Origin of the sequence: Peribacillus sp. NJ4, from assembly GCF_030348345.1 — a bacterium.
Classification (GTDB): domain Bacteria; phylum Bacillota; class Bacilli; order Bacillales; family DSM-1321; genus Peribacillus.
This window is the reverse complement of sequence record NZ_JAUCFQ010000001.1, coordinates 1,366,680-1,379,420: the sequence shown is the minus strand read 5'-3', so window position 1 is coordinate 1,379,420 and position 12,741 is coordinate 1,366,680. Positions and strand designations below refer to the sequence as shown.

Annotated in this window: 9 protein-coding genes; all 9 read right to left on the bottom strand. The window is 43.3% G+C overall.

Going from position 1 to position 12,741, the window contains the following annotated elements; genetic code table 11:
- Positions 1-155 precede the first annotated feature (155 nt).
- Positions 156-920, bottom strand: a complete 765-nt coding sequence (locus QUF94_RS06915) for an ABC transporter ATP-binding protein (protein WP_289315205.1) — start codon at positions 918-920, stop codon at positions 156-158.
- Positions 917-1,714 (bottom strand): ABC transporter ATP-binding protein, encoded by a 798-nt coding sequence (locus QUF94_RS06910; protein ID WP_289315204.1) that lies wholly within the window; start codon positions 1,712-1,714, stop codon positions 917-919. The genes QUF94_RS06915 and QUF94_RS06910 overlap by 4 nt, the downstream gene beginning before the upstream one ends.
- On the bottom strand, positions 1,711-2,550 hold the full coding sequence (gene nikC / locus QUF94_RS06905; protein WP_289315203.1) for a nickel transporter permease: 840 nt from the start codon (positions 2,548-2,550) through the stop codon (positions 1,711-1,713). Before nikC ends, QUF94_RS06910 begins: the two co-directional genes overlap by 4 nt.
- Entirely contained in the window at positions 2,541-3,494 is a 954-nt protein-coding gene (nikB, locus tag QUF94_RS06900; protein ID WP_289315202.1) for a nickel ABC transporter permease, read from the bottom strand. Before nikB ends, nikC begins: the two co-directional genes overlap by 10 nt.
- Positions 3,494-5,023, bottom strand: a complete 1,530-nt coding sequence (nikA, locus tag QUF94_RS06895; RefSeq protein WP_289315201.1) for a nickel ABC transporter substrate-binding protein — start codon at positions 5,021-5,023, stop codon at positions 3,494-3,496. Before nikA ends, nikB begins: the two co-directional genes overlap by 1 nt.
- Positions 5,024-5,782: 759 nt before the next feature.
- A complete protein-coding gene (locus QUF94_RS06890; protein ID WP_289315200.1) occupies positions 5,783-6,928 on the bottom strand; it encodes a mannitol-1-phosphate 5-dehydrogenase in 1,146 nt (381 codons plus the stop codon).
- Between the two features lie 5 nt (positions 6,929-6,933).
- The gene (locus tag QUF94_RS06885) at positions 6,934-9,024 is read right to left on the bottom strand and encodes a BglG family transcription antiterminator (protein ID WP_289315199.1); all 2,091 of its coding nucleotides are present in this window, start codon (positions 9,022-9,024) and stop codon (positions 6,934-6,936) included.
- Positions 9,025-9,110: 86 nt separating this feature from the next.
- Complete coding sequence (locus QUF94_RS06880) at positions 9,111-11,054, bottom strand: PTS mannitol transporter subunit IICBA (protein ID WP_289315198.1); 1,944 nt, start codon at positions 11,052-11,054, stop codon at positions 9,111-9,113.
- A gap of 206 nt (positions 11,055-11,260) precedes the next feature.
- Positions 11,261-12,661: a CitMHS family transporter gene (locus QUF94_RS06875; RefSeq protein WP_289315197.1), complete on the bottom strand. Its 1,401-nt coding sequence runs from the start codon at positions 12,659-12,661 to the stop codon at positions 11,261-11,263.
- Positions 12,662-12,741 lie beyond the last annotated feature (80 nt).

The following is a 12,741-nucleotide window of genomic DNA, read 5'->3' as shown; positions in this document are numbered from 1 at the left end:
CTCGTTCCTTTGGTTTCACGGTTTAAATGTGTAATAAATGGTTGAATTGATGATGAAAGAGTCCGCAATGGTTCTCCCGACTTCACTTTACTTCCCCCTAATTTCCCTTTAATCGAAATCGTTACGATTTAAAACCCAAAAGTGGTATAACCACTTTATTCAAACATCGAAATCAGTTCTTTGGTGTATGAATGGCGATCGTTGCAAAAGAGATGTTCGTTTTCGAAAGAATCCACAATAACACCCCCTTTCATCACCATGATCCGTTGGCTCATCTCCTGTACTGCCGACAGATCATGGGAAATGAAAAGGTAAGAAATGTCCAAAGTCTCCCTCAGCTCGCCTAACAATTTCAGCACCGCCGCTTGTGACAGCACGTCAAGGCTTGAAGTCGGTTCATCCAATATAATGAGGGCAGGTTCAATGCTGATTGCGCGCGCAATGGTCACCCGCTGCTTTTGTCCGCCGCTTAGTTCATGCGGGTAACGTTCAGCTAAGTTCTTTGGAAGCTCCACGGTTTCCAGCAGCTGTCCGATAAAGTTCCCTTCACTTGTATACGTAAAATGTTTCATATTGACCTGGCTGCCATATTGAAGATATGGATCCATTAGTGAATCTTTTATCCTTAGTTTTGGATTCAAAGCTGATGCAGGATTTTGCAAAACGGCCTGGATATTCTTGCGGTATGGGTTTAAACTGCGTTCACTTTTATTTTGCAGCGCGGTTCCTTCAAATAGGATGCTTCCTTGGTCAATAGATTCTATTTGAAGGATGATTCTTGCCAATGTGCTTTTTCCGCACCCGCTCTCTCCCACTAATCCCAGGCATTCCTTCCTTTCGATGCTAAAATTCACGTTCCTCAGTATTTCTACTCCATTATCATAGGTTTTATGGACATTCCGTACGTCTAATAAACTCATCCCGACACTCCTTCAAGCTTAAATGGACTTCTTCTCAGTGTAGGCGATGATTGAATCAGTCTTTTCGTGTAAGTATGCTGTGGATGTTTCAATACCTGATCCTTATCACCGGTTTCAATAATGGCTCCGTCTTTCATGACCGCAATGCGGTCCGCATATTTCCTGACATGACGTAAATCATGGGTGATGAACAAGATTGCACATCCGGTTTCTTTTTGGAGCCTTGATAACAGCTGCAAGACCTTAATGGAAGATACACTGTCCAAGGCAGTGGTCGGTTCATCAGCTATCAATATATCCGGTTCAAGTAGCATGGCTATTGAAATGGATACACGTTGAAGTTGCCCACCGCTTAATTGAAAAGGGTATCTGCTGTAGATACCTTCATTCAGGCCCACCGATATGAGCGCCTTGACCGCTTGCTTGCGCCTTGCCTTTTTGGAAAGGTTCAAATGTGTCCGCTGATATTCCTCGAAATGTTGACCGATGGTATGGAACGGTGTGAATGAACCCTGGTAATCTTGAAAAATATAAGCCAGGCGCTTTCCGCGAAAATGCCGGATTTCAGAAGTGGATAGCGTTAAAAGATTCTTTTCCCCATACCATATTTCCCCCTTCGCTTGGAGATTGGGTGCAAGCAGCTGGCCGATTGCCATGGCCGTCATGCTTTTGCCGCTCCCACTTTGTCCGACAAGTGCGAACCACTCACCTTCATGCACATCCAATGAAAGATCCTTGACGATATGATTTTGCTTTCCCATGATATTTAGATGCCTAACGGATAAAATGCTCATGATTCCACCTCCTTTTTCACATCGAATGCATCGCGCAAATAATCACCGAGTATGTTGGATAAAAGGACGACAAATACGATGGCTAGCCCCGGGTAAATCATCAGCAACAGATTGGATTGAAAATATGGACGGGCATCGTTCAGCATGGCCCCCCACTCCGGTGCCGGCGGCTGCGCCCCGAGCCCGATATATGATAAGGAAGATATGAGCAAAATGATTTTCCCTAAATCGAGACTCGAAAGGACGAGCACGTTGCCGATGAGATGCGGAAATAGATGCTTCCGCATGATCCTGAATGAACTTAATCCATTGATTTTAGCGGCTGTGACATAATCCTTCTGGCGTTCGGTGATCACCGTACTTCGTACAAGCCGGGCATAATTCACCCATTTCACTAGAACGATCGCCAAAAGAAGATTTTCGATGCCTGGCCCTAATAGGCCACTCAGCACAATGGCAACGATCGTATCAGGGAATGCGAGAAACGCGTCTCCAATTCGCATGAAGATCCGATCGATCAGTCCTCCTTTAAATCCGGCAATCACCCCGAATGGGACGCCGATGATAACAGCTGCTAACAAGGATAAGAGCCCGTAGCCAACCGTCAGCTGTGCACCTAGCAGAAGGCGTGTCAATACATCACGCCCTAAATGATCAGTTCCTAATGGATGTTCCATGCTTGCCGGCCATAGCCTTTCTCCCAGATTGACCAATGTCGGATCATGTTTCAGGATAAGAAAGGTGTAAGCCGCAACGGTAAGGACCAAAACCATCACCGTAAATAGGAGGGTCATTCTCCAACGTCTTTTGGATTGTTTTTTGAACACTAACTCCATTTTCCATGCTTCCTCTCCTTCAGTCTTAGCTCCGGATTTAAATATCGATAAGATAAATCAACGGCACTATTAACCATGAATACAATGATGGCCATGATCAACAGGTACCCTTGAATGACTGGGTAATCCCGCGACCGAATCGAGTCCACGACCATCTTACCTATGCCTGGATAGGCAAAAATCACTTCGATCACCACTACACCGCCTATCAGGCTGCCAAGGCTGACACCGAATACGGTAATGACCGGGGGCAAGCTATAACGAAATGCATGGACAAAGAATATCCGGATTTCTGAAATCCCCCTTGACCGGGCAGCCCTGATGAAATCTTGACTGAGGGAATCAATCAAACTCGAACGCAGCAAACGGACGTACACACTAGTGATGGCCAGCCCCAACGTGACTGACGGCAGAATCAAAGAACGGAATCCGTCCCTGCCCATTGTTGGAAGCGCCCCCCATCGCACCGCAAATAAATCTATCAATAGCAGGCCCAGCCAAAAGCTAGGAATGGCTGCCCCCAACAAAGAAACGGTACGGCTTAATTGATCAATCCAGCTTCCTCTGTACAATGCGGCAAACGACCCTAAAGGAATGGCTATACCAAGCATGACAAGCAATGCCCCAACCGTCAGCTCAAGTGTAGCAGGCAGTCCGCCCATGATCATTTCCATAACGGGCTGATTCGTAAGATAGGAATTCCCGAAATCCAATTGGATAAAGTCCGCAAACCAATCGCCATATTGCACGAACAGCGGATCATTGAACCCCAATTCTTCACGAAGCTCATTGACTTGCTCGTTTGTGATCGAAACATCATCCACTTGAAGTATCGAAAGAACCGGGTCCCCCGGAGCAAGCCGAACAAAAAGGAAAGAGATAAATGTAATCACAAGGACAAAAATCACGACCTCAATAAATCGCCGGAACAAGATGCGGAACATCACTTCACATCCAGTTCATTCGTCAGCATGTAGTATTCGCTTCTCGAAGTGATCCAGTTTTCAACTTTATCGGCGTCATAGGCAACAAGTGTATTCGGATGTAAAATGAACGAATTATACACTTGTTCATCCACATACATCGCAATATCTTCAGCTAAATCCGAGCGCTTCTCCTGTCCGACCGTTACATTCAGCTTGTCAATAAGGGACGTCAGGTGATCATCATCGGCCCCGCTGAAATTCAAAGCTCCCTTTGGATGATAAGTTGCATTTAAATAATAACCAGCATCCCCGCGCGGAGCCGTTAAATTGCTGTAGGTCGTTAAATCCCAATCCCGATTGGCAGCCATATACTCTTCCGGGATTTCTATTTGCTTGATTTTCACATCAATCCCCAACTGGCCGGCATCCGATTGAAAAACTTGGGCAATTAACGGCAGGTCGGCACGAGAACTGTATGTAAGAAGTGTAAACGTTAACGGTTTGCCGTCTTTTTGCATGACACCATTCACTTTCCTATATCCCGCCTGATCAAGAAACCCCTTAGCCGCTTCCATTCCATTCTCTTTTTTCGGATAGTCCGGAGCAAACGAGAAAGTGGATGGAAAAGGCCCTGTTGCCACTTCTGCATGACCATGTAAAATCGTATCCGCAATCGAAGAGCGGTCGATCAAGGCATCTATCGCCTTTCGGACGTGTATGTCCTGCAGGGGTTTACGCTCCAAATTCATCGTCATTTGATGTACACGGAAAGTCGATGTGGATTCCACCTTCACCCCATCTATCGCTTCTAAATTTTCCAGGCTTTCCACTTCCGGACGGAAAACAATATCGGCGTCTCCCGATTCCAGGGCAAGAGATCGTGCATTGGCATCTTCATTAAATGAAAACCTGGCTTTCTCAAGCTTAGCGGCTCCATCCCAGTAAGACTCATACCGGATTAGATCAACAGCCGTACCTGGTATGAACTTCGAAACGGCAAATGGCCCTGTTCCTATCGGCTTGTTTATGTAGTCACTTTCCGTTACATCAATAATCGATGTATTTGGATGGACCAATTCAGATGGAAACTCCGGAAAGGGAACCTCTGTCTTAATGGTCAGCTCATTTCCGTTCGCTTCAATCGATTCAATGCGCAAGGCATTCTTGATAGCTAAACTATCTTTCATCGCCCGCTCCAAGGATGCCTTCACCGCTTTGCCATCCATGGGCTTTCCATTCTGAAAAGTCACACCCTCCCTCAACTCGAAATTCCATAATTGACCATCCCTGCTATCCCAGCTTTTCGCCAGCCAAGGTTCGATAGTCAAATCCTCATCATTGAGATGCACCAATGTCTCAGTGATGCCAGCCCTTAGTGACACATAACTAGTATCAACATTCGGATCAAGCGAGCTAGTTGCGAAATTAAAAAGTAAATTCACTTCCTTCTTCTCACTCCCTTGCTCTTTCGCAGACTCAGTCGAGCAAGCAGCCAAGAGCAAGAATGAGAGAAATAGCACAAAAATCGATTTATATTTTCTGAACATGATATATTCCTCCATTACTTCATATTTATTTATGATGTAAAATCGTATTGATTACGATTTACACCGTAGTCATGACGAACCAATCTGATGTTACCCCAATCAGAAATCAGCCTATGTACTTGCACCGTACTCGGAATACATGCGCACTTACGAGTAAATACTCTAAATCTCGTGCAATAGCCGCAAAATCTTGTGTAAAATCAAACTACTCAACTAAAACACCCATTCACGAGTAAATCAGCCAAATTCACGAGTATTTGCTCTAAATTCACGAGTAAATGTGCCAAACTCACGAGTATTTGCTTCAAACTTACGAGTAAATACTCTAAACTCGAGATTAAACATCAAACTCTCGAGTAACAGCTCTCTAAATCTTGTTTAATAGCCCAGATTCTTGAGCAATTGCACGAATCGCTCGTAATACGGCACTTATCCTCTTATGTAAAATCTTAAACTCAAGCAAGTGCTATATCCTCCAACATTAAAAAGCTCCTTCCATCAAATAAATCAAAATCGTTACGATTTACACTTTGTGAAAATTAAAAAGTGACTCTTGTCTTGACCGTCTTTCATTATAAAACGTAATGATTACTATTAACAAGGTTTTTTTTCGTTTTTGTTAAACGGCTTGCACTTCTTCCTTTGAGCTTTAAAATTTTGCTGCCATATCGGCTAAGAGGTACCTTCTTTAATTGGCTATTGATTAAGAAAAAACTCCTGAAAAATAAATTTCAGGAGTTCTTCGAATCTTGTATATTTTTATTTTTTCAATTCGTTGTAATGATTGATAACTATTTTGGTTATTTCGCTATTTTCGTCCAATCCGCTAACTTCATTAAGTGCGTTAGCTACACCATGTTCTTTGATCATCGTTTGCAGTTTAAGCGCTTCTTCATCTTCATTAAAATCAAAGAGTAAAGCGGCTGCTATCGCCTTCGCCAGATTAGTATAGGAAAGACCGGCTTTCTTAGCTTCTACGGCAGGACGGACGAGACGGTCGTTTGGCCCAAGCTTACGAAGCGGTGAACGGCCGACTCTATTCACTGAGTCATTTAGGTAGGAATTTTTAAATCGATTAATGATTTTTTCGATATACTGCTTATGCTCATCTGCGTCCAACCCGTATTGCTTTATTAAATATTCGCCCGTTTCCCCTAAGGTTTTCTTGACTTGCTCTACAATGCCTTCATCTTCCAAAGACTGGTCAATCGTCGATTTGTTATTTTTGAGATAACCTAGGTAAGCAATGACGGCATGTCCTGTATTAACGGTAAACAGTTTTCTCTCAATGAATGGAGCTAGTTCTTTTACAATGGTCATCCCTTCGACGGCAGGAATGCTTTCATTCGTTTCAACGACCCATTCATAATAAGGTTCCACCAATACATCCAGTGATCCCTCGTTATTTTGTAAAGGAACGATCCGGTCGACAGCTGAATTAAAGAAGAATACTTTTCCAGCTAGGTTTTCCTTCGTTTCTTGATCCATGTTTTCGAGAATGTACCCTTCTAAAAGGTCCGTTGCCGATATTTGGTTTTCACAAGCGATCACATATAGTTTTTCATCGGTTTCCTTCACTCTTGAAGCTAACCCTTTTGCAATTAAAGGAGCGATATGAGGCAAAATATTCGGACCGATTGCAGTGGTAAGGTAGGTTGCCTCTGATATTGCCTTAATGATTTCCTCTTCCTGCTTTAAGCTGTTTAAACCTGAAACATTTTTTACAGTGACCGATTCTTGTTGATCAGTTGCCAATTTGACTTGATATTGTTTTTTATCATTTAACTGATCGATGATTTGTTCAGCTATGTCTACAAATGTCACATGATATCCAGATTGTGAAAAGAGTGCTCCGATAAATCCTCTTCCTATGTTCCCTGCTCCAAAATGTACTGCTTGTTTCATTACAATCATCCCTTTATCAAGTTAGTATATAAATAGTCCAAAAATATGGCTTCCAGTCTTCTGCTGATCATTTCTTCGTCAGAAGATGAAAAAATCATGATGGATTCATTACTTTCAATTAAGCTTGAACTTATTAAGCTGACGATTTCCTGCTGCTTCACACTCAATTCTTCAGGCGCCAGCATCAGCAGCAAATTTTTCATATGGACTTCATTTCCATCCATACCTTTTACCAGACAATAATCCTCCAAGTGGGCGACCTGGAATATCAGTTCTTTCACATTCTTATGTCTGGTATGGAATAGGCCCATTCCAGTGCCAGGAATGCCTAATCCGCCTTTTTTTTCCCGCTCGTTCAGTGATCGGATCACATCATCCGCACCAATTAGCAATTCTTCCTTTTCAGCCAGCCTGACCATTTCTTCGATGATCCGCGGATGTCCTTTCATGTGCTGAAGCCGATAAAACCGGAAGTTATCCGTGATCGACTCGATGCTCTGCTGGACATCTTTCAATTCCTGCAGCACTTCCTTCAATTCGCCATCCTCTTTTTTCGGCTGGGAAGCCTTATGGCCTGTATGACTGCCATAACGCTTATTCTTCGTGAAGTTTTCAATATTCTTCCTTAAATAATTCCTGATGTTCAATATATTCTCTTCACTCAAAAGAGGGGATACGAGGATATAATCCATATCGATATATGGAAGCCGAACGGTAGAAATGATCACATCATAGTTATTCAGGCTGCCCTGCTGCTGGATATCTTTGATCGTCTTGATTTCTACAGTCTGGATTTCCATGATTTCTTTTTTGATCCGGCTTGCAAGCATCTTCGACGTGCCTATACCTGTCGGACAAACGATGAGTGCCCTTATTGATATTTCTTCCTCCCGCAACACTAAGGCAGATCCGAAATGAAGGACGATGAAGGCTATTTCATCTTCAGGAAATTCTTTGATTTCTTTGAATCCCTTTTCCAGACTGGTCTTCACTGCTAAAAAGAGAACCGGGTACTTTCGTTTAATATCTTCCGTTAAGGGATTATACAATCCCATTTCCTGTTTGATCCGGAAGAGCGATGGTTCCATATGGGCAAGGAGCCCTTGGTACAATGGGAAATCCTTGGTCAAATCGATTTGCAGTTGAGCAGAAACATCTTTTATCAAGTTCCTTATCAGCTGGCCCAGCACCACACTGTCATAGGGAACGGTATCCGCCGCATGAAGCTTGGAACCTTTAAGGATGGCCGCAAGGTAGCTAATATCATCGATGGTAAAAGAGACTTCCAGCATGGCACTGAGTTCCTTGCCTATTTTATTCATGAGATTATTTTCATCCGAGAGTTCGCTTATTTTCTTGAAGTCCTTCTCCAAAAGAAATTGGCCTTCATTCCTTTGCAGGGTTACATAAATATGTACAATCAACCCTATATACCCGCTATCCGCCAACCGCGAATGGACACTGTTAAAAGTCGAGTTCAGCACCCCATCAATAGCCTGAAGATATTCGGGATCGAAATAGTCGAGGATTTTCGCTTCTGGAAATTTTCCTTCTTGCAATAAAAATAAACTTTCAATCAGCTCTTCATTAAAGAAGTGCAAGAAATAGGCGGCCTGGGCTTTCCGTTTATTTTCTTCAGTTCCGGTAAGCTCAATTCCGACTCCCCTTTTTCTGGTAACCACGATATTAAAATTTCTTAACCACTCGGTCAGTTCGTCTAAATAGGTGGTAAGAGTGGTTATGCTTATACCGAGATCCCCCGCAAGTGCTTGAGTTTTATATGATTCCTCCTGCAGTAAAGCTAAAAGGAGATGCAACTTTCTTTCTTGTGGCGTTTGATCGATCGGATGATTACCCATCAGGTGCTGTACAAGCCGAAAGACTTGTTGATTCTTTCCATCGATGGACAGCCCTTCATGCGTATTGCGTGTTAAGTGCAATTCAAAAGAGTGCAGGATTTTTTCTATCGACTTCAGATCACGTTGAACCGTCCGGACACTTACATTCAGTTGTGTCGCAATGGATATGGCCGAATGTTTCCCTGAAGTTTTTATGATCAATTCTATGATTGATTTTTCCCTTGAAGTAATATACATGCTACCAACTCATTTCAGGTGGAGTAACACGAGAAAATACTGAATAGAAAAGCGTAAAACGCTTTTCTATTCATGGTTAAGAGTATTTAATTATTTCCGACGTTTATGATATCCATCAATTCCCTTGCTGATGCGGCTTTAACCATCTTTTCAATATTCTCCATTTCGGAGCAGGTAACTGCTATGCCAGATAGAATTTCAAGATGTGTTCCATCCTTACCGGCAATGCCGAATATCAATCGTGCCTTTTGGCCGTCAAAGTCGACACCATCAGGAATCTGTAAAACGGTAAATCCGGATTTAAGAACATCTTTCTTCGCTTCCTCGGTTCCGTGCGGGATGGCTACATCATTGCCCATATAGGTTGAAGTCAATTCATCGCGGGCAATCATTGCCTCAATATAGCTTTCCTTCACGTAACCTGCATTGAACAAAGCCCTTCCCGCAAAGCGGATCGCTTCTTCTTTATTGGCAAATTGTTGATTAAGGAAAACATTTTCTTCGCGAAGCAATTCATTATCATCCTGTTCATCTTCGTTGATGCCAGGCTCGATTGAATGCTCACGAACACCGGGAACTTTCTCTTCGGCATCTTCGACGATTTCATGAAGCTCATCGGTACCGTCATCCTGAAGCCGTGCAAGCAATGCATCGTATTCAGGGCTCGATAAGAAATTATCGACGGATACATGATAAGCATTCGGAACTTTATTCTGTGCCCTTGGAGTTAACTCTTCCTGTGTAATGACTATTTGTGCATCAGCAGGAATGTTTGAGATCGCCGTATTTGTAACCGCGATATTCAATCCGGCTTCCTTCACCTTCTTGCGAAGCAGCGAAGCCCCCATCGCACTTGATCCCATGCCAGCATCGCAGGCAAATATTATTTTGCTGACGTTTGTTGGCATCGTTCCCGGATCTGAAGCGAATACATCGGCTACTGAGCTTTTCTTGCCTTTCATTTCTTGCATTTTTTTCGCGGCATCTTCAATATTCTCTTCGGATTGCTTTCCTGTTTTCAAGATGAATGCACCGACGATGAATGAAACAAGGGCCGCTACGATCACGCCTGCAAAGTTAGCAATATATGCGCCCGCATTATGCGGAGTTACTGCTGTAATGGCAAGTATGCTGCCTGGAGAAGCCGGGGCGAACAATCCTCCGCCTAGTAGGACCAATGTGAAAACCCCACTCATGCCTCCAAGAATGACGGCTAAGAATAACATTGGCTTCATTAGGATATAAGGGAAATAAATTTCATGGATCCCGCCGAAGAAATGAATGATGGCTGCTCCTGGCGCCGATTTCTTTGCCGTTCCCTTTCCAAAAAAGCAATAGGCAAGCAGTACGCCGATACCTGGTCCAGGATTCGATTCCAGAAGGAACAGGATTGAAGCCCCTGTTTGTTTAACTTGCTCTACACCAATTGGTGATAGTACACCATGATTAATGGCATTGTTCAGGAACAATACCTTGGCAGGCTCGATCAAGATGCTTGTCAACGGCAGTAAACCTGTACCGACAAGCCAATCGACTCCTGCTACAAGCCAGCCTGTAAATACATCCACAGCAGGCCCGATGGCCAGGAAGGATAGAATGGACAATAAGCCGCCAAGTATCCCCGCCGAGAAATTATTAACAAGCATTTCGAATCCGGCTTTTATTTTCCCTTCAATCAGTTGATCGAATTTCTTGATGGCATAACCGCCGAACGGTCCCATTATCATTGCGCCAAGGAACATAGGGATGTCAGATCCAACGATGACACCCATTGTCGCAATGGCACCAACTACTCCACCTCTATGGTCATGGATTAGCTTACCGCCCGTATAACCAATTAAAAGCGGCAGTAAAAACGTGACCATTGGTGTAACCATTTTGGCAAGGCTTTCATTTGGCAGGAAACCCGATGGAATGAATAGGGCAGTGATTAACCCCCATGCTATGAAAGCTGATATATTCGGCATGACCATTGAACTTAGAAAGTTACCGAACTTTTGAACGGCAACCTTTATATTAAAGTGAGCCATTTTGCTCTCTTCCCTTCATATTAATATAGTTTCCATTAATCTTAAGGTACGTAACTTCCGCATTCAATAAAAGAAAAAGCTAACTTTGTCGCGGAAGGGAAGACAAACATAATGTATCTCAATTTACCAAAATTATTCAGCGCTTGATGCAGATAGAAAAGAGTCCCGTTCGCATGTTTACGAACGGGACTCTTTTAAAATATTTCTTATAGTGGGATGATTCCCAATAGGACAGCTACCACTATCATGACAAGCGTCGATCCGCATGCCCATTTCAGGAAAGTGCGCTGCAATGCACCGAAATCTTCCCCTACCATTCCAACCAATAGATAAGTAGATGGAACAAGCGGGCTTAATAGATGAACAGGCAACCCTAAAAGAGAAGCTCTTCCAATCAATGCAGGGTCAATTCCATAAGCGGCTCCCGCTTTAGCAAGTAATGGGAGTACTCCATAATAAAAAGCGTCATTAGACATGAAGAACGTGAAAGGTGCTGAGATGATGGCTGTGATGACGGCAAAATGTGCACCCATTTGGTCTGGAATATGCTGAATCAAAGAGTTTGCCATGGCATCCACCATTTCCGTACCGGCAAGGATTCCAGTGAAGACACCTGCTGCAAAAATCATCGAAATTACAGATAAAGCATTGTCCGCATAGTTTGCCACACGCTCTTTTTGATCACTGAGTTTCGGATAATTAACCGTAATGGCAATGGCAAAACCTATCATGAACAGGACCGCCGAAGGCATAAGTTCCATGATCAGTGCCACCAGCAAGGTAAGAGTCAATGCGTAATTGAATATTATCAATTTAGGACGTTTAAGATAAGCATCTTCCGTTGCAGCCGCGTGCTGTGCCACAGCTTGATAATCGACTTCTATGATCCCAATTCTCTTTCTTTCTTTTTTACCCAGGCAATATGCCATGAAAAGGACGAATAGGACTCCGCCAATCATCGCTGGAATGACAGGGGTGAAAACATCGGACATTTCAAGTTTTAAAGCGGTCATCACCCGTGCTGTAGGGCCTCCCCAAGGAAGAAGGTTCATGACTCCAGATGACGATACGGCAATACCGGCCAATACTAACGGTCTCATTCCAATCCGTTTATATAGCGGAAGCATGGCTGAAATCGTTATCATATATGTAGTCGTACCATCTCCATCCAAGGAAATCAGCAAAGCCAGGACTGCCGTACCGATGGCAATTTTCACTGGATCTCCTTTTACAACCTTAAGGATCGTATTGATGATCGGGTCAAAAACGCCAGCATCGATCAAAATACCAAAGAAAAGAATCGCAAATAAAATCATGATTCCCGTTGGCGCGACGTCTTTGATTCCTTCCAACGCCATCTCACCCATTTTACCGCCAAACCCACCAATAAGTGCAAAGGCACTTGGTACTGCAATCAAAGCTATCATGGCTGAAAGTCGCCCTGTCATAATTAAAATCATAAACACTACTATCATCAAGTATCCTAATAAAGCGAGCATATCTATCACTCCTAATCTTCTAATAAGATAAATTGTATATGAAATCGCTTTATCTGTAAGCGTTTTCAATTTATTGTGTTTTAAAACTATTTTGTTAATTGTGTTCATTGTGTTCACAGACGCGATTTTCCAGAGTGAACCGGACGCCATTCCCCCGGGTTGAATGGCGGGTTCTTTAAGGAAAAGAT